Consider the following 23,398-nt stretch of genomic DNA (forward strand, 5'->3'; position numbering starts at 1 on the left):
ACTTTTATTTTCTTTTTACAAAATAGCGGCTCAATCGGGAATATGCAATAATTTGAGAACCATCGTTAGTTGGCTTTGCTGATTGAAAATTATAAGCGGTAATCCTTTTTTTTTGACAGATATAATCGTTATAATAAAAGTTGTAAGTCATTGAGCAGCTTGATTGATTTGAAATTAGATGACCAAGCCTGACGATACTGGTAAACATGAAATTAGCCAGGGTCAATGAAGATTGACGGGCAAGGGGGAAAGTAAGTATGCAACAACCAAAATTAACAATTATTGTACCTTGTTATAATGAGGAGGCTGTTCTACCGCGATCTTCCGCGGTTTTAGGTGATATTTTAACAGCGATGATTCGCAATCAACAGATTCGGGCGGATAGTCAGGTCCTATTTGTGGATGATGGCAGTACTGATCGGACTTGGGAGCTGATTCAAGCCTTTGAAAAACGAACGTCACTTTTTAGTGGCCTAAAATTCAGTCGCAACTTTGGTCATCAGAATGCCTTGATGGCTGGTATGCAGGTCGCTGGGCACTATTCAGATGCGGTCATTACTATTGATGCCGATTTACAGGACGATCCTGATTTGATTCCGGCCATGGTAGCCGATTTTAAAACTGGTAGTCAAATTGTGTTGGGTGTCCGCAATGATCGATCTAGTGATTCAACTTTTAAACGTTGGACGGCAGAGACCTTTTATGGCCTGATGCGTCGAATTGGGGTGCAATTAGTACCGGACCATGCTGATTTCCGATTGCTCAGTCGTACGGCTGTCACCGCGTTGATGCGGTATCAAGAAACTAATTTGTTTTTGCGCGGCATTATTCCGCAACTAGGCTTGAAAACAAGCAAGTTATATTATCAACGCCAGCCCCGTTTTGCCGGTGAATCCAAGTATCCGCTAAAAAAAATGGTCACTTTTGCCTTAGATGGCATCACGTCATTTTCAATCGCGCCAATTAAAGCCATTATGTCTTTAGGATTGGTCGTAATTGCGGTCAGTGGGTTGATGTTGATTTATGCAGCTGTTCGGTTCGTAACCGGCAACGTGATTAGTGGCTGGACTTCGCTCATGATGAGTTTGTGGTTTCTCGGGGGAATTCAACTCTTAGGATTGAGTATTATCGGTGAATATATTGGTAAGATTTTTGCGGAAGTTAAACACCGGCCACGTTATATTATTGAAACGGATGATTACAGCGCATCCCAACAACCTGTATTGGTTGCGAAACAGCAGCGCCAATGACTCGTCGGTTAAGTCTTATTTTGAATCGGATCGTCGCGGTGGGACTGTGTGCTGCAGTCTTTGTTGCGACCTTTTTGCCGGTTCATTTTTTTGCGGATCAAGATTGGGCTGCTACTAGTGTTCGTCTTAGTTTGACGGTTGCCCTGATTATCATCAGCCTAGGTTTGCGTGCTTGGGTTCAGCACTGGTCGGCGGTAACTTATCGTCGGGTCCTGTGGGGAGTGGGCGCGGTACTGCTAGTGGCCCAATTAGTGGTCGCCATCAGTTGGGTCGATGTGAGTCGCGCCGATGCCTTCTTTGTGCGTAATCAAGCGGTTGCACTAGCCACTGGCAGTCGTCACTGGGATGGTTATTTCGCGGTTTATCCAAATAATGTTTCTGAAACATTGTTCGTTTCCGGCTGGCTGAAACTGGCTTTAAAACTGGGGCTCAATCCGCCTTGGATCTGGTTTAATATTGGTCGCTTTTTATGGCTTGATTTGGGCTTACTAGCCGGCTTAAGCTTAATGCGTCATTGGCGACACTGGCAACCGGGTGCTTTGGGACTGCTAGTTGTTTGGCTATTTGCGGTGCCAATCTATGCTTATGGGTTGTTTGACTATACGGATGTCTGGGTCATGCCACTGGTGGTGATGATGGCAGCTTTGGGAGTTGCTTTTGGGCACTATCAGGGTTGGCGGCGTTGGCTGATTGCGGTTAGTATGTGGGTGCTGTTGGGATTTGGGGTTGTGCTCAAAAGTAATCTAATTGTGTTATGGTTAGCCGCCGTTATGATTGTCGCTGTTGCGGTCGGTGGTCATCGACTCGCGTGGCGGACGGGTTTAAGCTGGCTAGTCGGTTGTGGCGTGACATTGGCCTTATGTTTTGGCGCTTCACAAGCGATTGCCAAGCAAGCCGGTTATCAAAAGGACGCAAATGCTGCTGTGCCAGCCACAAGTTGGATTGCTATGAGTCTGCGGCCACAGTCCAGTGGACAGTATAATTATGAAGACTTTACTGCCGTTCGTGAGGCACCGACCGCGACGGCTAAACGTCAGTTGGCGGCTGGAATGATCAAAACCCGCTTACAACAGTTGGGTTTTGGAGGTTTCTTGGCACATTTAGGTAAAAAGTTTCGGGTCTTTTATGCGACTGGCGATTTTGATAGTTTCAAATTAACGACGCAGTGGCTGAAAGCGCCCAACTGGTTTTTAGTTCATCAACGCGGCTGGCAATTCTGGCTGGTGACGTGGACTCAGTCCGGCTATCTTGTCTTGCTACTGGGAGCGATTAGACAGTTGTGGCGGCATACAGCGTTTCGGCTTAGCAGTGGGTTGTTCAGCTTGACGGTTTTAGGCTTAACGCTCTTTCACGTTGGACTCTGGGAAGTTGAAGCACGGTATGCGTTGCCGTTACTACCCGTATTGATGCTCCTAGGGGTCAGTGGCTGGGTAACATTGCCGACTAGTCAGCTTAACTCGTCATGGCGCTGGCCTTTGAGTGGTGTCGCTTTACTGGTGACCATTTATTCCGGCTGGCAGTTGTGGCAAACGAGTCAGTCTGTGACGCTGACGACAACAATGGTGTTACGTCAAGGTAATGGGACGTATTTTCAGCCAACGTCACGAGTGCTATCGCCCGGTCAGCGAGTGAAGGTCACTTGGCACAGTCCGATTGCGAGTCATCAGTTGCGTTTAGCACCAACTACCCAAACTGGTAAGGTCCGCATACAGTTACAGGCTGATAAACGGGTCATTTGGATAAAAACGGGATCGCCACGGCAGTTAAGGCGATTGACTTATCAACCGACGAAGGCACCACTAACCTTAACGATTCGTAATTTGGGAACGCAGCCTGTGAAATATGCGGCGGTGAAGTCAAATTATGATCAACAGACTGGTCGGATTTTAACGCGGCCACAGTGGTTTTTACAGACGACACTTCGTCAAAATGAGACTACTCGACCATTGCTCAAGCTGGGTACCATTAGTTTGGGTCTGGCTGTGACACTGGCACTCGCTTTACTTAGTTTATGGTTGATTATGACCTAGAAAAAGCCACCTGAAGTTGGGGAAACTTCGGGTGGCTTTTAGTCACTTACTTTGGTAGGATAGTTGTTTGACTTAGTTTAAGCGGTCCGGTGTGAGGATTGCCGGTAGCCAAAGTAGAATTGAACGGCGGCGAGGATCACATTGGCCCAATTGAGAACTTGGAACCAGATGTTCAATGCCGCCACTGGAGTCGCACCATAAAAGGCCCAGAACCCCCAAATGACTGCAACGACATTAATATAGGCAAACGTTTTTTGTAATTGTTGATTGTCCAAATCAAACCACATCCAAATCACGTTGACCACGAACCAAATTGCTAAAATCCAAAAACTCCAAGTGAACATACCTGATTACCTCTAATCAATTAAGTTTTGAAAGGCTGCTACTTGTTCCTTTCAACAGTTATAGAATAAGGCCTTTTGATTGTCTTGCCCACTAGCAAAAGTGTTGGAATTGTTGCTTTTCGAACAGTTATCGAACAGTCTGTACGAAAAACAACATTGGTTTTTAAATTGGTTGTGATACCCTTAAAGATAAGTTGAGTTAAATGGGGAGAAGATTATGGGACAGGATGTTCGAAAGATTAAAACGGAACGGGATATTCAAGCAGCTTTTTTGAGTTTGCTAGATACTAAAGGGTTCCGACACTTAACGGTGGCTGACATTTGTCAGAGTGCTTTAACGAGTCGCTCCACATTTTATGCGCATTATTTGGATAAATATGATCTTCTTGATCAAATGGTTGCCCATTACAGTGCTATTTTTGCTAGTCGCGTGGATCTGCATTTTGAACAAATGATCGCTGGTGAAATTGATCAGATGATCACTGATTTATTGGGCGATATGGCTGAGAATCGACAGGCGATTGCGATTTTATTTAAGGTGCATGAGCCTAATGCCGACCTGCAAGCTAATTTTCGCGCGATGTTATTGAAAAAATGGCAAACATTTATTGTGGCGCAACAGCCTAAAACAGCGGCACCAATTGAATTGATTGCCGCCATGGGGACGACTGTGCAAATGACCTTGATTGAGTGGGAAATTACGCACGGCGAAACGAGTGTTGCCGGGGTTGCGGATGCGGTGAACACGATTCGTGAAGCGGTACTGATGCAAGTCGCTGGCGATGAAAAGTGATTAGTTCGGTCGAACAATATTAAGGTAATCTGAAGAAAAGACACTCAAAGGGGGCATGGCTGATGTCATGCCCCCCTTTGAGTGTCTTTTTAAGCAGAATGATTAATGTTTCCTAGTTGAAATGTGTGCCGCTAATTTTTGATAACACCAAATGATTGGAATGAGTAACCAACCGAGCATGGCAAGCCAAATGCCAATTTGAGTGCTCAGCCTTGGCTGATAGGACAGCTGAAGTGTATTTTTACCCGCTCGTGCTTTGACAATTACGGCACCAAGATTAGTTTGTTTGATTTGGCTGTGTTTTAAGACTTTACCATTCAAGGTGATGGTTGTGCGGTGGTACGCAACGACAGGAACTTGTAAGGCTTTTGCTTGCTGACTGTGCCAATTGAGCTGAAGGATACCAGCAGGTTTCACTTGGTAGTTGTAGTTATGCTGCTTATTAATAATTTGTTGATCGTATAACACGTAGTAAGAAATCATGTCATTAACTTTATCGACTGGAACATAGTCAGGGGTAGTTCTGTCAACGATTTGAATCAAAGTACTTAGGTTGCGCGTATGGAACGCTGGTTGAATATCGACAATCTTTTTGACTTTTTTACCCTGATAGTGGTGACCGATAGCGTGATTTTTACTAGTCTGTAATCCTTTTGCTAGTTTCACAGTAGGATTATTGTACGCTGAGACTGGTTTGGTCACGGCCAGTGTTAACGTGAGGACAGAAGCAACTGCTAAAATTGTGCCAATGTATGAGAGCAACTGTTGTCGATTTCCGACTTTAGTAACTGGTAAGTTTTCGTATAGTTGACCGGCACCCAGTAGTAGTAGTGGAATACCAATTATCGTAAATCGTCTTGGCAACTGCAGGAAGTTTGCAAGCATCGGCCAGCTCTTCTCAATAGCCATCCAAGGTGTCAGACTCGTACCTAAAATGATATATATACTAGCGGTGATTAGCAATAGGCGGACAAAGGTCGAGGTCTGTTTCCAAAAGTAGATCAAGCCACCCAAGCAGAGGTAGAAAATCAAACATAAGATCGCAATAGAAAGTGATTGCGTGAGTTTGTCGCTTGGGACGATTAGATTGGTGACGCCTTGTGCTAAGACTAATTTTGAAGGTGGCAGAATGGTATCGCCCTGAACAAGTTCAAAGTAGGGCAGAATGACATTTAGACTCAAAATCAGTGCGGTCAAAATACTGATTAATAATTTTCCAAGCTGAACTAGTTTATGCTGAGCGTGTCTTAACCCTCGGATGAAAAAAGGTAATAATATTGGCAGGACTAGCAGCATTGTCAATAGTTGTATCTGTGCGAGTAAGGCGATAACAATTCCCAAACGAAGCATGTCTTTGCTTGACCAGTTGCCGTGGTAGAGGGTGACGATTGAGCCAACTAAGAGTGGCACGATTGCCATGGACAGAGCGCGCCAATTAGTCCCAAAAATAAAGCTGTAAATTGAAAATGATGAAAGATAAATGAGACTCAATGTGACTGACAGGTGATGTGTCAGTTTTAATTTTTGAGCGGCGGCATACATCGATATTCCAGCGACGTAAAGAACTAGCATAATAGAGAGTATCTGAAAGCGTATCCAGTTGTGGACGACTAATAGGATTGCGCCAAAGAAGTAAGTGACTAATGGACTATAGACTTGGTCAACCACTCTCCCAGCATGTTGGAAAGAATAGAGATTTAAAAAGCTAAAATTCCAATGTCGAAGTTGCATGGCAGATTCATAGACCCGATTATAGTGAAAATAACTATCCACGCCCATGATGGCGGTTTTATTCAAGATGATTGGTGACAGGATAATAATTGAAGCTATCAAGATCCATATTGATGCGTTAACCCATTTATTTTTTAACATAACCCATGTTTGAACCCTTCTCTTTTTTGTCTGATTCTCTTGATTGTATTAAACTATTCCGGCAATTGTCAACGGCTCAATGACAATCTTAATCATAACTAATCGTATTGACAAATTAAGACACGTGGTCAGTATGGTCAATAAATGTATCAATTGGCTACTTCTGTGGTGGTGGACTGGTTGACTGTCAATGGAGAAAGTGTGCACGGGGTCAACAGCTATTCAAAAATAAAGAGAGCGTAAAACGGACGTTAGCGAATTTCATCTAAGAAAGCTGCCAACGCCCGTTTTATTAACTTGATTAGAGATTATTTATTTTAGCAGGATGAAAGTATTGGTTGCTAGTCATTGCTGGTTGGATAAATTGGTATTTGATTAGCTCACGACGGATGGTGTGGTAATCAAAGTAAATTGGTTTTAAATAAGCGTTAATTGCTGTCACTGACAGGGGAATGTTTTCAGGAACCTCAGCAACAATTCGGGTTAACACGGTCATCAGAGCGGCATGTTTTTGTGGTAATCGTTTTAGCCGAACTGGATCCTGATCAAAATCAAAATAGGTTTTAAGAATTTTAGCAGTTTCATCTTCTGTGAGCAGTTGTGCCTGATTTTGCGTATCGACCGCCGTTGTTGCCTCGTTCGTCACAGGTGCATCTGTGGACGTATTAAAAACCGTTTCGTAAACAGCCAAATAAAACTTGGCTTGCTTTGCTTTCTCACGAAAAGTGAATTTTTGATGGCGAACGGTAGCAGGGGCAACCTGTAATTGTTCGGCTAGGGCTTGATCTTTGATGCCAGTAGCAAAAGCAGTCAATAAATCTTGCTGCTTAACAGTGAGCGTATTATAGCGACTCTTTAAATGCAGTAGTTGAGACTGGTTGCCACCATGAACTATGTCGAGATGATTCTGCAGTTGGTCCAGTGAGGTCTCGCTTGGCCAGGCCGCTTGGCAATAATTGCAGGCAAGACCCTGAGGTGTGGCGTGCCAGCCTTGTTGTAATTCGTTGAGCGTTAATTTAGCTAAATTCATGTGTTGACCTCCTTCATAAACACAACTATTATAACATTGTTTGCTAATATGATAAACATAACGTCGCTTATATGTTTATCATATTAGTAAACAATAATTAAACCGTACTTTCAAAATAAATGTTACGGAATTTGCACTTAGCCATTAACAATCTGTGTAATTAAGTTAGATAATAGAAATGAGACAGTAGCCATAATTGGTTTTTCAGTTTATCTTATGAGCCGTTGGAACAATAGTGATTCATGCGTGATTGGGATAATTTACTTCAGCTATGTCTTCGGTAGGAATCTGATGACTGGAAGCATCCTTAAACAAATCCAGTGCAACTAGTATTAAGGAGGGAAAATTGATGGAATTAGAAAAACTAACTACCGAAATGCGGAATCCAAAGAGTATGGCGTTAGATACCCTGTCAATTCATGATATTTTGGCTTTAATGAACCAAGAAGATCAGCAGGTACCGCAGGCGGTCAAAAAGGCATTACCACAGATTGAAAGCGCTGTCGATACCATTGCGGCGACTTTCAAACGTGGTGGTCGGTTATTTTACTTGGGTGCAGGGACAAGTGGGCGCCTAGGCGTATTAGATGCGGCTGAGTGTGTGCCAACTTTTGGTACGGCACCAAGCATGGTTCAAGGGTTCATCGCTGGTGGGATGCCTGCAATGACGGCGGCCGTTGAAGGCGCTGAAGATTCGGCCAAATTGGGCCAACAGGATTTAAGAAAGGCCAAATTGGCAGCTAGTGACACCGTCGTTGGTATCGCGGCCAGTGGGCGGACCCCATACGTGGTTGGTGGCCTAGATTATGCACAACGAGTTGGCGCGGCGACGATCAGCCTTGCTTGCAATCATCGGGCAACGATTAGTGCCCATGCTCAAGTGGCGATTGAGGTCGAGGTTGGGCCAGAAATTTTAACGGGATCAACGCGACTGAAAGCTGGAACTGCGCAAAAGTTAGTACTCAATATGCTCTCAACCGTTTCAATGATTAGTATCGGTAAGGTTTATCAAAATTTGATGGTTGATGTGCAACCGACTAACGAAAAATTGGTCGAACGAGCCAAGCGAATCATTATGCAGGCGACCGACTGTTCCTTAGCAACGGCAACGACAGCTTTTGATGCCGCTGGTCAGGATGTCAAATTAGCAATTGTAATGGTGTTAACGGATATGAGTCGAGATGAAGCTGCTCAACGGCTGAATACAGTCCATGGATTTGTCCGCAAAGCCGTCAATTAAAAGGAAGTTATGACGCATGGCTGAAGATAAGTATGTTCGAATGGCCCATGCCATTTATGATCATGTGGGTGGGCCGCAGAATATTGTAAAATTGATTCATTGTACGACGCGGGTACGGCTGACGATTCGTGACGAGTCAATCGTGGCTATCGACGATCTGAAAGCTATCGATGGGGTGTTGGGAGTTGTCCAGGAAGATACGCTCCAAATTGTCGTTGGTCCGGGTGCCGTTGACAAAGTGGCAGCGGAAATGCTCAAAGCAGTTGGCGTCGGTTTAGGTGAGCCATTTCCAGCACCGAAAGCAGTTGCACGATCGTCCCAGTCTACGCATCTGACAAATAAGGAAAAGGTTGAGGCTAAAGCTAAACAGGTCCATACGGCTCGGCGGGCGAAAATTAAGCAGTCGTCAATGCGAAAGTTTGCGAGTGCTATTTCGAGTATTTTTGTGCCATTGATTCCTGTGTTTATCGGTGCTGGGCTAATTTCCGGCATTGCAGCCATCCTGTCGAATCTGATGGTGGCAGGCAATATTAGTCACAATTGGACGGACTTTATTAATATTTTGAGAGTCATCAGTAATGGCCTATTCTCCTATTTAGTGATTTATGTCGGCATCAATTCGGCAACCGTTTTTGGTGCTACGGCTGGCCTCGGCGGGGTTATCGGGGCAGTGACACTGTTAACTGGGATTGCCCCAGGGACACCGATTCAGAATAGCTTTAACGGTCAAGCACTATCAGCTGGTCAAGGTGGCATCATTGGCGTCATCTTTGCAGTGTGGGTGTTGTCAATCGTTGAAAAATGGTTACATCAAGTGATGCCAGATGCAATTGACTCGATTTTGACCCCACTAATTACATTGTTTGTCATGGGAGTCTTCACAATTTACTTAGTGATGCCAATTGCCGGCAGCATTTCAACAGGATTGATTAGCGGTATTGAATGGCTCTTGGCCATTGGTGGGGGCTTCTCCGGCTTTATACTGGGGGCGTTCTTCTTACCACTAGTCATGACCGGATTACATCAGCTTTTACTGCCAATTCATGTCGAAATGATTAATAAGCTCGGTTTTACCCCACTCTTACCAATTTTCGCGATGGCGGGGGCCGGTCAAGTTGGGGCAGCGTTTGCGCTTTGGCTTCGTTGTCGAAATAATAAAGAATTAACAAGCTTGATTAAAGGCGCCTTACCAGTTGGCATGCTCGGTATTGGTGAACCGTTAATGTATGGCGTCACGTTACCATTAGGGCGGCCATTTATCACAGCTTGTCTTGGTGGTGGCATTGGCGGGGCGGTCATCGGTGGTTTCGGCCATATTGGTGCGATGACGATTGGGCTGTCTGGGGCTGCCTTAATTCCACTGATTACTGATGGTCATTGGCTTGGATATGTCATTGGACTATTAGCAGCTTATGCGGGTGGCTTCATAGTGACTTATTTCTTTGGTGTTCCTAAGGATGCTATGGTGGCGAAGGATAAAGCTGGCAACTTGAGTTAAAATTAATGACGTTAGATTGACCGTTTTAATGATATCCGTCAGACTAAGGTCAGCAGAAAAAATCCCAACAAGCCGACTCACCATTTAGGTGAAACCGACTTGTTGGGATTTTTTGATGTCGCTTATTTTTTTGGTGTTAATTGTTCGACTAAACTAGCATCGGGTGAAACGTACAAGGTCTTTTGGCCTTCATAGATCACTAACCCTGGCTTGGCGCCGTTGGGTTTTCGGATGCGTTTAACTTGGACGTAATCTACTGGCACGGTGGCTGAATCACGAGCCTTTGAGAAATAGGCTGCTAAATTAGCGGCCTCCGACAGCGTTTGCTCACTTGGTTCTGAGCTGTGAATAATTACATGTGAGCCGGGGATCTTCTGCGTATGCAACCAGTAATCTGTCTTGCGGGCCGTCTTTAAGGTCAATTGATCGTTTTGGCGGTTGTTTTTCCCAACCGAAATCTCTGTCCCGTCACTGGCAAAGAATTGTTGCGGTTGACTCAATTTTCGAGATGCCCGCTGTTTTTTCTTGGCCTTATGCTGTTTCAAGTAACCTTGCTGCGTTAATTCTTCACGAATTTCTGCGATGTCGGCAGGTGCCGCGAGTTCGATTTGGGTTTGGATATTATCCAAATAATCGATTTCGGCTTGGGTCAAGTCGAGCTGTTCACCAACGTAGATGACGGCATTCTTTTGTTTTTGATAACGTGAGAAATACTTTTGCGCGTTACGAGAAGGTGACAGCTGATTAGATAATTGAATCTTTAACGGTGCATTATCATGATAATAATCTGGCAGGGTGATTTCAGTCATCCCACGTTTAACTTCATGCAAATAGGTCGTTAAGATTTCACCCTTCAACCGGAGCTCGTCTGCCTGTTTGGTATTAGCAAGGGTTTGCTGTAGTTTCTTATATTTATTGCGATTCTTTTTCAAATCGTTACGAACGACGCGAACAAGGTTGCCGGCTTGTTGTTGTGATCGTTCCCGCTGCGCTGCGTCTTCGTAATAGAAGTCTAGTAGCTGGCTTAGCGACTCAAACTGGCGTCGCTGTTCGCCAAAACTAGTAAAGGGCCCAGCCGCAAACATCGTCTTGTGATTAGCCAGCGTAATCAAAGTCGGCTGTGGCTGATCAAATTGGGTCAGAAAGGCATGATAATGGCTACTTAAATCACCAGGTTGGTGTAAATCGGCAGCTAATTGGTGGGCACTATCTCGACCTAGGCCTTGGTAGTGCTGTTGCAGTTGCTTAGCTAAGACGTCTTCATTAGGAAACTGCTTTACTAAGGCTTGATAGTCGTTGTTCGTGGTAAACGGATCCAATTTCGTTTGCTTGGGTGGTTCAATATAAGTTGCACCCGGCAATAATAGACGGTACCGGTTTTGGTCGGCGCCGACGTGCTTGATGACGTCTAAAATTTTACCAGTCTGATTGTCGACTAAGATGACATTACTGTGGCGGGCCATAATTTCAATAATTAATGTCAGCGTTTCAGCGTCACCAAGTTCGTTACGGGTCGTGATGGTAAAATGAACGACCCGGTCATTGGCCATTTGCTTGATTTCAGTAATAATCGCGCCTTGCAAGTATTTCCGCATCATCATCGCGAAGTTAGTTGGTACGGCAGGATTAACGTAAGGAATTTTCGTCACTTGAACCCGTGGGTAAGTTGGGTCAGCCGAAAGCAAGACGGGCCAATTTTTACCATTTGCACGTACGGTTAAAATCAGTTCGTTTTGATAGGGCTGATGAATTTTTGAAATTCGTCCACTTACTAAGGTAGTTTTTAGTTCAGTGACCATGGCATGGGTAAATAGACCATCAAAAGACATGTGATCACTCACTTTCATATAATAGAATCATTTTTGACTATCGTTTTGATAGTCAACCTTACCCAGTATACCGTGGGACCGGGCTTGGTGCAAAGGAAGCGGTCGTTGGGTCAAAGAAAAGGTCGTTCTTAGATGACCAAGTGAAAATTGCTAATTTGATTTGGATAAACCTAATGCTATATGCAATAACGAGTTTAACAACATTTTGCCCAAAAACGGGTTTCATCACGGCACCCCTTATTGTATAATACAAGATGGATTGAAACTTTTTTTGGGAGGGTTCTACATGAAATCGAGTTTAGCAGCTTTGGCGGCCACCGCCAAGCAACAAACAGTCGTATTAAAACAAATCACCAAGGCTCAGGGCGTCACAGTTGCCGAATGGCAATTATTAGGCCAGTTATTAGCTGGGTTTAATACACAGGAAAAATTGGCGGCAGAGATGCAGTTAGATACATCGACGTTGAGTCGTCAATTGGCTAGCTTGGTCAAGAAAGGCCAGCTGAGTAAAGAAGCCATTGGCCGGGATCGGCGCCAATTAATCTATACCGTGACCCCGACTGGAGAAGCCGCAGTTTCGGACATCAACCAGGCTTACAACGACTATGAAGCCGCGGTTTTTGATAAATGGCCACAAGATGAACAAAACTTGTTACGGATTTTACTCAATCGGTTGAACAAATCTGTTGATCGGACCTTGGTCAGCTAAGCCACTTTTTGGTAGTTATGACAAGGTGGAGGCAATTTAGGTTTTATGCTATGATAATGAGTATTATTTTAGATGAGAAGTAGGTGTATGTCATGAAGATTGCTGTTGTTACTGACAGCACCAGCTATTTGACACCGCGAGAGGTTGCTGACAACGATATTCATGTTGTGCCGATTCCGGTGATCATAGATGGCAAAGTGTATCAAGAAGGCGTCGATATTACGACCGAAGACTTCTACGCGAATATGCGGACGTTCAAGTCGTTTCCAAGCACATCTCAGCCACCCGTTGGGGAAATGATCGAGTTTTACAACAAGTTGGGTGACGAAGGCTATGACGCCGTAATCAGCATTCACCTTGCAAGTACGATTTCTGGTTTCTACAATAGTCTGGAACAGATGCGAGGACTGGTCACTAAGACCAAGCTCTATCCCTATGACTCACAAATTACGGTGCGTTTAATGGGTTATTTAGCAATTGAAGCGGCACGGATGGCGAAGGCTGGACATTCAGTAGAAGAAATCTTTGCGCGCTTAGATGATTTGAGAGCGACGATGGGTGAATACTTTATCGTGGATGATTTGCAGAACTTAGTCCGCGGAGGGCGTTTGTCGAATGCATCCGCCTTTATCGGCAGTGTCTTGCGCATCAAACCTATTCTAACGTTTAATGAGAAACACGAAATTGTGGCGTTTGAAAAGGTTCGGTCGACTAAGAAAGCCATTGCCCGCGTCGAGCAATTGTTTGCCAAGGCGCAAGCGGAGATAAATTATCCGTTGCGTGCGATTATCGTGCAAGGCAATAACTTGGATGCGGCACAAGCTTGGAAAACGAAACTGCAACAAAAATATCCAGAAATGCCGATCGATATCACTTACTTTGGCCCAGTTATCGGGACCCATTTAGGGGATAAATCGTTGGCGTTGGCTTGGCTAAAAGATATTGATAAGGCGTACTAAAAATGGAATTTACTTTTTCAAAGAGTGCTGCGACCCAAGCCGCGGCCTATGCGTTGCGACAAGCCGTGTTTGTTGAAGAACGTGGGATTGACGCAACAGTCGAGTTTGATGATAAAGACACTGATGACCGGGTGTATGTCGTTGCTTACGAGCAAGCAAACTTGCCGTTGGCGACTTTGCGACTGGAACCACAAGCGGATCACGTGATGCGCTTTGGCCGGGTTTGTACGCGTCAAACTTATCGTGGTCATGGGATTGGTCAGCAGTTGCTGACGGTAGCTGAAGTTTGGTCTGCCAAACATGGTTATACGACTGGTTTAATTCATGGTGAAGTGACAGCGCAAGGGTTTTATGAGCGTTGTGGTTATCAAGTGATTGCTGGGCCTTATGATGAAGATGGGGCGCCAGTCGTGGTCATGACAAAACAGTTTTAGCAATTTTTTGATAGAGGCGTTGCGGCAGTGGTCGTAGCGCCTTTTCATTGGTTTGTTTGTCGTCGATAACATGGTATCATGGAAACAATTTAGAAGGAGTTGAGGATTAGTTGAAAACACGTGGGGAATTGAAACAAGAAGTGAAGGAATTATTCAAAGGTAAGTGGAAGAGTGCCATTTTGCTCTGCATCGTGGTCAGCTTACTATCAATGTTTGGGGTGATGTCACAATACTCTAGCCGAATGAATCATGGCAGTGACACTAGCGCTGATTATTCATGGGTCAAGGAGCTATCTCATTTTAGTGGTCGTGATTTATCGATCATGGCAGGCGTAGTCGTTATCGTCTTGCTCTTACAACTCTTCTTTTATTGTGTGGTTAAAATTTTCATGACCGGGACAATCTATTCAATGTTAGACTGGGTCCGGAATCCACAACGTGAGATCCATGCCGTTAGTGATTCAACGGTCGGGTTCACTAAGCAATATGCTTGGCCAATCGTTTGTTTAGCTATTTTTCAAGCGGCTTTAGTCTTTCTCTGGAGCTTACTATTAGTTGTACCAGGAATCATTAAATCGTTCGCTTACTCGCAAACTTACTTTGTTTATAAGGATATGTTAGCAGCCACGCCGGCGGGCCATGATCGTCCACGTTATCGGGATGCCATCACGCGGAGTCGTCAGCTGATGAAGGGGCACAAGTTCGAATATTTTGTCCTTCAACTTAGTTTTATTGGCTGGGCCATCTTAAGTGGTATCACGTTAGGCATTGGTCAACTATGGCTAACGCCTTATCGTTATGGTGTCTTTGCTAATTATTATGATAATTTAGTCAAGGTCGCAGCAACTGAAAATCAATAAACAATTGCATGGGAAATGTTTTGGTTTAAAATATCAAAACATTTTTATTTTGACATGAATAATAACGGTTGCATCTCCTATTCTGATATCCAAAGTTAAAAAACTATCTTATACTAGCAATTAGGGGGAATTCCTGTATATAGTGTCTTCAAAAAAACATTAATATAAAGAGGCTGAGTTAGACATATGGAAAATGGTATTAAAAAGTATGGTAGGCTTGTAATTGTCATTTTGGGAATGGTAGTGTTAGCATTTCTTTCAACATATCCAGCTTTTGCTGGACATTTTTTTGCAATTAATAATGATGGTGATATTCATCTGGCACGCTTGGAGTCAATCTATCAAGCACTTAAAGCGGGACATCTACCAAGTTTGATCAATTTTATTGGCTTTAGTCATCAGGGGATTGCAGTGAATGCCATGTATCCATGGCCAACTTTAATGATTTTTGTGATTCCGCGGTTCTTATTTCAAAGTCCAATGGCTGGATTAGCAGTGGGTTTTTTTATTATGAATTTGATGGCTATTGTAAACATCTATTTGTTGATGAGGCGATTAAGCAGTAAGTGTTTAATTGTCTGGTTTGGTGTCGTGTTATACCAATTTAACTCCTATCATTTTCAAGTGATGTATACACGAGTTGCAATTGGAGAAGCATTTGGGTACGCATTTTTGCCGCTGATATTTTTAGGACTTTATGAGGTTTGGCTTAAAAAACGTTCTGGAATTTTATGGCTTGGCCTTGGGATGGGGCTGGTTGCTAATTCACATGTATTATCATTAGTGATGTTTACGGTGGTAGTAATTATTGTAGAATTAATACGATTATTCAGAAGAGAATCTTCTTGGCAGGAAGTCTTAGCAATTATTCAGTCTGGAGTGTTAGCTATCTTGTTGTCTGCATACTCGTTATTCAATATTGCAACGTTGATGCTGAGCAATCGAATGGTTTCTCCGGCACCTTCAATAATTCCGCTAGATCCCAATTATGGTTTTACGCGGATGTTAAGCAATACGATTACAGAAACTCCTAATGGTGCGCATATGGGAATTGCGATTGGACTATTGATGTTAGTTTTGTTAGTCAGTCTTTTTTCAGTTCCACAAAGCGATTGGCAATCTTGGTATTTATCTGCGTTAGGTATTTTGGTCATTGCGCAGAACTGGTTACCATGGATAAAAATGACAAATACGTCACTACAATATTTGCAATTTACAATGAGACTCTTGACGATAGTTGCATTATTGTTGACGGTAGGCTGTGTATTATTTTTAAAACAGGTTAATTGGACTTCTGTGCCAATTACAATATTGTTTGGTTTATTTGTTATCACAATTGGTGTAGGAGGGTTGTATCAATATCATCTTCAGAGTAATCAAAACTTCAATTGGGCAAGACACAAAAGCGATGCAAAGCCAGCATTTAATACAACTCCTGAAAAGGCAATATGGCGCCATCTAACAGGTAAGAACTATCAGCAAAATGTCAATCAAATGACAATGGCTGATTATCATTTGAAAAAGACAGGTGCAAAAGGAACGCCTAAAATTACAGCACAAGAGAAAATGGAGCTGAGTGCAACCACTCAGTTGAATAAAACTAGTATTGCTTTTGACGATGCGCAAGCAAAAAAGTTTAAGGAGACATTTGTGACCGATCAGAAGGTTGGGTTTAAATTTCATCATTTCCGAGCTAAACAAGTGAAATTGCCGGTAGTTGGTTACCATAAAGTTAACTATCAAGTGTTCGTCAATCGAAAAAGAGTGGCCTATCAACGGGTAGATGGTCAATTGCGAGCAAAATTACCAGCTGGGACAAGTCAGATTGTGATTTCAGTTGCTAATAACTCACGGCATGCTGGTTTACTTTTCTTTTCTTTATTAATAGGGGGAGCAATGACGGTAGCATTATTTATTAAGCCTAAGCGCCTTTACGAGAGCCCTGGGAAGCATCAGCAGCAGTATAATTAATTGTTTATCAGATGTTTAGATAGACGACAATTATAATTATTTGGCTTAAAATATCACTAATCAGAATATAAAAGCCCTCACGACAAGACTTAAAAAATATGGTAAACTTGCGGAAGCAAGAAAGGAAGTGCGATAGTTAATGCCTGAACAACAGCCGACGCGGATGTCGCGATTAAAAGCGCGACAAGAATCAACGAGTAGTCGTAAGCGATCGAAGGCGCCTAAGACGCCCCAGTCACCAAAATCGCCGAAAACACCTAAATCTCCGAGAAAGAAGCGCCATCTCTCGTTATGGTTATTGGCTTTAATCGTGATTGCGCTTGGAGGAACCGTCGTTTATTTTGTCAAAGCGTCTACGGACCAAGACTTAGTTGAAACGACTAGCACTTCAAGCAGTAGCAGTTCACGTAAAAGTTCATCTTCAAAAAAGAAAAGTCATTCGAAAAAGTCAAAAAGTTCTAGTGATGCTGATGACAGTACCACCGCTGATGTGAGCGACGGAACTGACACCGATACGACGGGCACGGACACGACGGCTTCGACGCCAAGTGCCGCGACCACGACTAGTCATGCGGCTACTACGACGACACAGTCGCATTCAACGACCACTCATAGTAGTGCCGCCGCGGCCTCATCGACGACTGCGCATAGTAGTCAAGCCTCAAGCAGCTCAACGGCAGCTTCGTCATCGAAAGCTAACAGTAGCAGTGCTTCATCAGCGGCCTCAAGTTCGGCCACGGGTGACAATAAAAACTTTAGTACCCGTGAAGATGCCATCAAATATGGTGAATCACATAGTGGCAACTACACCGTCGTCAATGGCGATAAAAACGGGACTTATTATAAAGTGACGACTGAATAAGGCCATGTTTGTTTAAAAATTTCATTCAGCGGGTTTGCTTTTGATTGCTGACCGGGTATGATAGCAGTAAAGCTAAAGAATCGGAGTGGTGGGATTGACTCACAATGTTGAAGTGAAGTATCCAGCAATTTTTCGTGACGAAGGGACCTATTGGGATGTTCGTTTTCCCGATGTGCCAGCCGCACAGACTTTTGGTGCCAGCGTCCAAGTTGCTGCGGATAATGCGGCGAATGCCTTGGCCGTTGCGTTATTTGAACAGGATCCACCGCAAGCTTCCAATCCGCAATTTTGGCGGTTAGCTTCAACTGAATTCGTGGTTTGGATTACGATGGCCAACGTTGAATTCGGTCCGGGTTCCGAGACACCCAAGCCTATGAATTAGCGTTTGATGAGAACGGTTTGCCAGTTGGCAGGCCGTTCTTTCGTTTGAGAAAGGATCGAGGACATGCAAGCACATCCATTAATATTTGATACCAATATCGCCAAAGGAAAACCTGAAAATATTCGCCATCCGCACAATGATTGTCCCTTTTGCGAACCAGCCAACTTGACCGAAGTACTTGCCCAAAGTGATGATCGGATCTGGTTAATGAACAAGTTTCCAACGTTACAAGCGACTTGGCAAACGATCGTCATTGAAACCAGTGATCATCTTGGAGACATTGCGACTTATTCAAAGACGCAAAACCGGGCTATTTTTGCCTTTGCCCTGAAATACTGGCGAGAAACGCTTGCCAGCGGTAAATTTGAGTCAGTTTTGTTGTATAAAAACTTTGGCCCGCATTCTGGAGGCAGCTTACGACATCCGCATATGCAGATCGTCGGCCTTACTGATATTGATGGTTATGCCAATGTGACGCCGGCCAATTTAACCGGTTATCCGATTGTCACCACGCGTGACCTCAGTGTGACGGCTTCCGATCAACCAATTATGGGGTTTGTGGAATTCAATGTTAGCGCCGCTTGGAATGCGGTAGACCAACTCGCGGATGCCGTGCAAAAAGTGGTTCAGTATACCTTGAATGATTACTTTAACGGACGTTGTGATAGTTATAACTTGTTTTTCTATCCCGCCAAAGATCGGGTCGTTTGTAAAATTGAACCATTATTTAACGTTTCACCTTATTACATTGGCTATCGCTTATCGCAAGTCGATACGCCAGAGCGGATGCGTGAAATTGCGGCCGCGGTACGGACTCATTTTAAAGCTTAAAAAGAATCAAGCAGACCGCCTAAAAACAGGTCGTCTGCTTGATTCTTTTGGTTGGTCCCTTGCTTAATCGGTTGGACTAGGTGTCAATTGAGCTTGGATTGCATCAATCAAAGGTTGACGTTGATCAAGGTCATCATCACATTCAAAAAAGGCCCCTAAATTTTGGGCTAGGATATCCTCGCCAGTGTCCATATAGCGACAATCGTAACTGGTGAGTGAATAGTGAGTCGCATCATCCACCCGAGCAACGACACAACCTTGTGCTGCCTTGTGACTATTATCTGTGAATTCAACTGCGTAGACGATACAATCGGTATGCTTATTAGCTTGATAAATTTGAATACTTTTGGCGATATTATTTGCAATATCGGTTAATTTCATTTTCGACACCTCATTGCAAATTATAGCGATAATCGTCAGCTAACGCTAGTCTTAATTGAGCTTGAGAGAGGTTCAATCGTGGTCAATATGGTATGATAACTAATGAATATTTGGGCTAATGAGCCCAGTGTAATAGAGTGGAGGAATGTCACGTGCAAAACTTAATTCCAGGTGATATGCTGGAGGTCAATCAGAAGTTAAAATGGGAACTGGATACCGGGATGACCGCGGATGAGAGCAGTGTGATCCGCGATGCCGTGTTAGCTGGGACGCAATACTTCGTTGACGAAGCCCTTGAAGGCAGTTATTGGACGGTCAAATGGGACGCTAATCAACAAAACATTGATATTTATGGGTTGGATGCAACCGTGGTTGGCGCGATTAAACCAACCGGTGAGAGCTTGGAAGCCGACTTTCGGCAAAACTCACAAGGCCTCTTTATGCGAATTGAAAAAGAAGTCGCGGTCGTCGTTCGTAACAACTAGCTTAGAAGTGAGGTGGCAACGATGTTTAATCAAAATGCAGAACGGTACGCAACCTTTGGCTTGGTCGCTAAATTGCCAAGTGAAGTGATTGATGGGATTTGGGGTGTGATCGATGAAGACTTGCGCGGGGTGGTTAAGCTGCCACGCGTGTTACAGTTTGCCTTGATTGCGCGACACGGTCAGGTCACGGTCGTGTTCGATGATCATCAGGACTCAATCTTTGAGTTCGATTTACCGTTTGATTATCAGCGCAGCTTTCCTGAAACCGTCGCTGTTTTGGATGACGGTCAAAATCAAACGATGATGTTGCTAGCGGAATTAAATGCTTAATAGCCAAACCAAAAGGACTGCCATGACTTAGATGTGAAGTCATGGCAGTCCTTTTGGTTTGTTTACTCAGTGGGCATTACTTGGTAAATAATCGTGTTTAGACATTGTAACGCTTATAATCAAGGCATTCAGAGTTAAGGAAGTGACTTCTAATGTCAAAAACCGCACAGTGCTTAGTTGACCAAGCAACTTATGATTTGGTCGATGGGATGACGATTCAAGAACTAGATCCACAACTACAGGCTGCCATTAAGCAGGCCTATCCAGCAGTCAAGCCCAGTTCATTTATTTGTAGTGAGCATTTAGTTGGGTATCGAATGCAGAAGATGGATCACATGATTGCCAAGGATTATCAGCAAAATCAAAAAATTAACCAGCGTCTGAGTCAAATTATGCAAAAGAATACTTATCAAGTCGTTGATGTGAATCGTGAACTAGAAAACTCGCTGACGGTTGGTCAACGAGTTGCGGATGCCGTGGCTCGTTTTGGCGGGAGCTGGGCCTTCATTATTTCATTTGTCAGTGTCATGTTGCTATGGATGTTGCTCAACGTCTTGCAGTTATTCGGCTTACATTTTGATCCGTACCCATTCATTTTACTGAATCTATTTTTGAGTATGGTCGCAGCCATTCAAGCCCCGCTCATCATGATGAGCCAAAATCGAGCAGCGGAGTATGATCGATTACAAGCTGTCAATGATTTTCGGGTCAATTCGAAATCCGAAGAAGAGATTCGAGTCTTACACAGTAAAGTGGACCATTTGATCCAGCAAGATGAACCCAACATGCTGGAGATTCAAAAAATGCAGACACAGATGCTGGGCGAAATTCAGGCGCAAGTTAATGAACTCCGGCGCTTGCAGCAGGCTCATCGACCTTGACTTATTTGTATTTTAATTCGAGACGACTCATCCAGTAGCCGAGGGCGATACCGACCAGTAGGGCTAGCCCACTAAAAACAATGGTTGCTGCTGTTACGCCGGCATACGAAATACTTTCGGCGGCTTTGGGATTGGGTACGAGAATCAAGATGGTGCTAGCAACCACGATTCCCAAAATAAAGTGATAAACACGTGAATGGAATCGTTGAATTAGATATTCCATCCCTTTTGAAAAGAAGACCATGGCGAGCGCACCGCCTAAGGTAATCGGTAAATAAACGCCCAAGAAATCTAAACGTTTAAAGCCAGTCAGCATTGGCGTAAATAGCCCTAGAATCAGTAGTAGGTTAGATGGACTGAGCCCTGGAACCAAGACGCCTAGCGCAATTAAGACGCCAGCGATGACAAAGCCCCAAAAATTAGCTGGAATCTGGCCAAATAGGTCACTCATAAAGAAGAGCAGTGTGCCACTGATAATCAGGGTGCCAAAGAACCATAAATAGTCAATGGTATCGCGTGGTGTTTGCGCACTGGCGGTTTTGGTGAGGGCCGGCAGGGTACCAATGATTGCGCCGGCAAACCCCCACAAAACGATCACTTGGGCATGCGCTAATAAATATTCCAGTGGCGCGGATAGCAACGCAATGCCAGCGATTCCGCCCAAGCCCACGGGGACAAAATACCAGAAATCGCGTTTAAAATTCTGCCGAAAGTGCGCCATGAAGCCCAGTAATCGTTCGTAAATGCCTAAAATGGCGGCGAGCACTCCGCCAGAGACCCCGGGGAGAATGAAGCCAAGGGCGATAATGACCCCTTTAAAAAAGCGCTTGAGTGGACTGTCAGTTGATTGCGTTTGCATAAGAAAGCTCCTTTGAATTGAATTCGAAATTAAATTAGACTTAACATATCAAATCCGGTCACCGAAAGCAATTGAAATCAATCGAATGCGCAGTTACGAGCGGAATTCAGTTGCTCGTAACTGCTTTTTAGCCTAAAATAAGCTAATATGAAAATAGCTGTTTTTTTATGAAAATAATGATCAAGAAAGTTGAGGACTTATGGAAGATCAACATCTGGCACGAAAACTAAAACGCCGGCATGTTCAGATGATTGCCCTCGGTGGGGCGATTGGAACAGGGTTATTTCTCGGTTCAGGGGCAGCGATTAAGCAAGCTGGGCCCTCAATTTTATTAGCCTATGCCATTGGCGGTCTGTTTTGTTATTTGATGATGCGCGCTTTGGGAGAGCTGCTACTCTCAAACACCAAGCTCCATTCATTTTTGGAATTTATTAATTTATATTTAGGTAAAAAGTTTGAATTCGCAATTGGCTGGACTTACTGGTTATGTTGGATCAGTTTAGCCATGGCTGACTTAACCGCGAGTGGGATTTACATTCGCTATTGGTTCCCTTGGATTCCGCAGTGGGTCACGCCGTTAGTGATTATCTTGATTTTACTGATTTTTAATTTGCTCTCGGTCAGTGCTTTTGGGGAATTGGAATATTGGTTCTCGATGATCAAAGTCGTTGCCATTATTGCATTGATTGTGACGGGGGCCATCTTAATCGGGTCAGCGGCTCACGTTGGCGGTCAAACGGTCTCAATGGGTAACTTGATTCATCATGGGGGCTTTTTCCCGCAAGGCGTGGGTGGTTTTCTAACGTCGTTTTCGTTAGTTATCTTTGCCTTTACGGGGATCGAAATGGTTGGGATTACGGCGGGGGAAGCTGAAAATCCAGAAACTGAGTTACCGCGTGCGATCAATAGCCTGCCAATTCGAATCTCGTTCTTTTATGTCGGTGCATTGTTCGTAATCATGTCGATCTATCCTTGGGATCAAATTACGACGACCCAGTCACCCTTTGTACAAGTTTTTAGTGATATCGGAATCAAGGCGGCGGCTAGTATCATTAACTTTGTCGTCTTGACGGCAGCGTTGTCTGCTTGTAATAGTGCTATTTTCAGTACGAGTCGAACCCTGTTCACGCTGGCGCATGGTCAGAATGCCCCTAAATGGATGGGAAAAGTCAATCGCTACAACGTTCCGGCACGGTCATTGCTGTTTTCTTCGTTGATTTTATTAGTGATCGTTGTCTTAAATTATGTGATTCCAAGTACGGTCTTTACGTTGATTTCGAACGTGGCGACGACCAATTTCATCATTGTGTGGTGTTCGTTGCTCATTTGCCATTATGTGTACAAACGAACGACGGATAGTCGCCAAAATCCGTTCAAATTACCCCTGTTCCCAGCGTCAAATATTGCCACTTTAGTGTTCTTTATTGCTGTGACCGTGATTCTATGTTTTGATGCGGTCAATCGCTGGGCAGTTATTGGTTCCATTGTCTGGTTCGTCGGCTTATTGCTCGTTGAGACCGTGATTCGACGCCATCAAGTTCAAGCATAATTAAAAAAATGCTGCGGTT

General features: G+C 44.0%; 22 protein-coding genes and 1 pseudogene. 17 read left to right on the forward strand and 6 right to left on the reverse strand.

The genetic code is table 11. The features are described from left to right. Positions 1-257 precede the first annotated feature (257 nt). The gene (locus tag FFM70_RS02980) at positions 258-1,250 is read left to right on the forward strand and encodes a glycosyltransferase family 2 protein (RefSeq protein WP_137615355.1); all 993 of its coding nucleotides are present in this window, start codon (positions 258-260) and stop codon (positions 1,248-1,250) included. After that, complete coding sequence (locus tag FFM70_RS02985; RefSeq protein ID WP_137615356.1) at positions 1,247-3,280, forward strand: hypothetical protein; 2,034 nt, start codon at positions 1,247-1,249, stop codon at positions 3,278-3,280. The genes FFM70_RS02980 and FFM70_RS02985 overlap by 4 nt, the downstream gene beginning before the upstream one ends. 77 nt (positions 3,281-3,357) lie before the next feature. Here the strand turns inward: FFM70_RS02985 and FFM70_RS02990 are convergent, their stop codons facing one another. After that, positions 3,358-3,624: a hypothetical protein gene (locus FFM70_RS02990; RefSeq protein WP_137615357.1), complete on the reverse strand. Its 267-nt coding sequence runs from the start codon at positions 3,622-3,624 to the stop codon at positions 3,358-3,360. A 217-nt stretch (positions 3,625-3,841) separates the two neighbouring features. Here FFM70_RS02990 and FFM70_RS02995 point away from each other — a divergent pair, with 217 nt between their 5' ends. After that, positions 3,842-4,417 (forward strand): TetR/AcrR family transcriptional regulator, encoded by a 576-nt coding sequence (locus FFM70_RS02995; protein ID WP_137615358.1) that lies wholly within the window; start codon positions 3,842-3,844, stop codon positions 4,415-4,417. A 102-nt stretch (positions 4,418-4,519) separates the two neighbouring features. Here the strand turns inward: FFM70_RS02995 and FFM70_RS03000 are convergent, their stop codons facing one another. Then, complete coding sequence (locus FFM70_RS03000) at positions 4,520-6,289, reverse strand: YfhO family protein (RefSeq protein WP_137615359.1); 1,770 nt, start codon at positions 6,287-6,289, stop codon at positions 4,520-4,522. A gap of 301 nt (positions 6,290-6,590) precedes the next feature. After that, positions 6,591-7,319 carry a DUF2087 domain-containing protein gene (locus FFM70_RS03005; protein WP_137615360.1) on the reverse strand — a complete coding sequence of 243 codons (729 nt, stop codon included), beginning with the start codon at positions 7,317-7,319 and terminating at the stop codon, positions 6,591-6,593. A gap of 349 nt (positions 7,320-7,668) precedes the next feature. Here FFM70_RS03005 and murQ point away from each other — a divergent pair, with 349 nt between their 5' ends. Together murQ and FFM70_RS03015 are read left to right on the forward strand one after the other, a co-directional pair. Next, positions 7,669-8,559, forward strand: coding sequence for an N-acetylmuramic acid 6-phosphate etherase (murQ, locus tag FFM70_RS03010; RefSeq protein ID WP_137615361.1), 891 nt, complete (start codon positions 7,669-7,671; stop codon positions 8,557-8,559). Between the two features lie 16 nt (positions 8,560-8,575). Further along, positions 8,576-10,051: pseudogene (locus tag FFM70_RS03015) on the forward strand (PTS transporter subunit EIIC); the annotation flags it as partial. A gap of 128 nt (positions 10,052-10,179) precedes the next feature. Here FFM70_RS03015 and FFM70_RS03020 read toward each other — a convergent pair. Further along, positions 10,180-11,886: an NFACT RNA binding domain-containing protein gene (locus FFM70_RS03020; RefSeq protein WP_137615363.1), complete on the reverse strand. Its 1,707-nt coding sequence runs from the start codon at positions 11,884-11,886 to the stop codon at positions 10,180-10,182. A 286-nt stretch (positions 11,887-12,172) separates the two neighbouring features. Between FFM70_RS03020 and FFM70_RS03025 the strand changes: the two genes are divergently transcribed. The 8 genes from FFM70_RS03025 (at position 12,173) to FFM70_RS03060 (ending at position 18,894) form a co-directional block, all read left to right on the forward strand. Continuing rightward, entirely contained in the window at positions 12,173-12,595 is a 423-nt protein-coding gene (locus FFM70_RS03025) for a MarR family winged helix-turn-helix transcriptional regulator (protein WP_137615364.1), read from the forward strand. Between the two features lie 92 nt (positions 12,596-12,687). Further along, positions 12,688-13,554: a DegV family protein gene (locus FFM70_RS03030; RefSeq protein WP_137615365.1), complete on the forward strand. Its 867-nt coding sequence runs from the start codon at positions 12,688-12,690 to the stop codon at positions 13,552-13,554. Positions 13,555-13,556: 2 nt separating this feature from the next. Continuing rightward, complete coding sequence (locus FFM70_RS03035; protein WP_137615366.1) at positions 13,557-13,988, forward strand: GNAT family N-acetyltransferase; 432 nt, start codon at positions 13,557-13,559, stop codon at positions 13,986-13,988. A gap of 110 nt (positions 13,989-14,098) precedes the next feature. After that, a complete protein-coding gene (locus tag FFM70_RS03040) occupies positions 14,099-14,848 on the forward strand; it encodes a DUF975 family protein (protein ID WP_137615367.1) in 750 nt (249 codons plus the stop codon). Positions 14,849-15,034: 186 nt separating this feature from the next. Then, positions 15,035-16,819 (forward strand): glycosyltransferase family protein, encoded by a 1,785-nt coding sequence (locus FFM70_RS03045; protein ID WP_137615368.1) that lies wholly within the window; start codon positions 15,035-15,037, stop codon positions 16,817-16,819. 139 nt (positions 16,820-16,958) lie between these two features. After that, complete coding sequence (locus FFM70_RS03050; RefSeq protein WP_137615369.1) at positions 16,959-17,681, forward strand: hypothetical protein; 723 nt, start codon at positions 16,959-16,961, stop codon at positions 17,679-17,681. 88 nt (positions 17,682-17,769) lie between these two features. Beyond that, complete coding sequence (locus FFM70_RS03055; RefSeq protein ID WP_223877425.1) at positions 17,770-18,063, forward strand: RNA-binding protein; 294 nt, start codon at positions 17,770-17,772, stop codon at positions 18,061-18,063. 63 nt (positions 18,064-18,126) lie between these two features. Continuing rightward, positions 18,127-18,894, forward strand: a complete 768-nt coding sequence (locus FFM70_RS03060; protein ID WP_137615371.1) for a DUF4931 domain-containing protein — start codon at positions 18,127-18,129, stop codon at positions 18,892-18,894. A gap of 63 nt (positions 18,895-18,957) precedes the next feature. Here the strand turns inward: FFM70_RS03060 and FFM70_RS03065 are convergent, their stop codons facing one another. After that, entirely contained in the window at positions 18,958-19,275 is a 318-nt protein-coding gene (locus FFM70_RS03065; RefSeq protein ID WP_137615372.1) for a hypothetical protein, read from the reverse strand. A 152-nt stretch (positions 19,276-19,427) separates the two neighbouring features. On the opposite strand from FFM70_RS03065, the gene FFM70_RS03070 reads away from it, so the two are divergent. From FFM70_RS03070 to FFM70_RS03080, 3 genes are all read left to right on the forward strand, one after another. Then, positions 19,428-19,760, forward strand: coding sequence for a hypothetical protein (locus FFM70_RS03070; protein WP_137615373.1), 333 nt, complete (start codon positions 19,428-19,430; stop codon positions 19,758-19,760). Between the two features lie 21 nt (positions 19,761-19,781). Further along, positions 19,782-20,090, forward strand: a complete 309-nt coding sequence (locus FFM70_RS03075) for a DUF960 domain-containing protein (RefSeq protein WP_137615374.1) — start codon at positions 19,782-19,784, stop codon at positions 20,088-20,090. Between the two features lie 152 nt (positions 20,091-20,242). After that, the gene (locus tag FFM70_RS03080; RefSeq protein ID WP_137615375.1) at positions 20,243-20,971 is read left to right on the forward strand and encodes a DUF1003 domain-containing protein; all 729 of its coding nucleotides are present in this window, start codon (positions 20,243-20,245) and stop codon (positions 20,969-20,971) included. Position 20,972: 1 nt separating this feature from the next. Here FFM70_RS03080 and FFM70_RS03085 read toward each other — a convergent pair whose 3' ends face one another. Further along, positions 20,973-21,830 carry a DUF368 domain-containing protein gene (locus FFM70_RS03085; RefSeq protein ID WP_137615376.1) on the reverse strand — a complete coding sequence of 286 codons (858 nt, stop codon included), beginning with the start codon at positions 21,828-21,830 and terminating at the stop codon, positions 20,973-20,975. A 199-nt stretch (positions 21,831-22,029) separates the two neighbouring features. On the opposite strand from FFM70_RS03085, the gene FFM70_RS03090 reads away from it, so the two are divergent. After that, complete coding sequence (locus FFM70_RS03090) at positions 22,030-23,379, forward strand: amino acid permease (protein ID WP_137615377.1); 1,350 nt, start codon at positions 22,030-22,032, stop codon at positions 23,377-23,379. The last annotated feature ends 19 nt before the right edge of the window (positions 23,380-23,398 follow it).

Source organism: Lactiplantibacillus nangangensis (assembly GCF_005405065.1).
GTDB lineage: Bacteria > Bacillota > Bacilli > Lactobacillales > Lactobacillaceae > Lactiplantibacillus > Lactiplantibacillus nangangensis.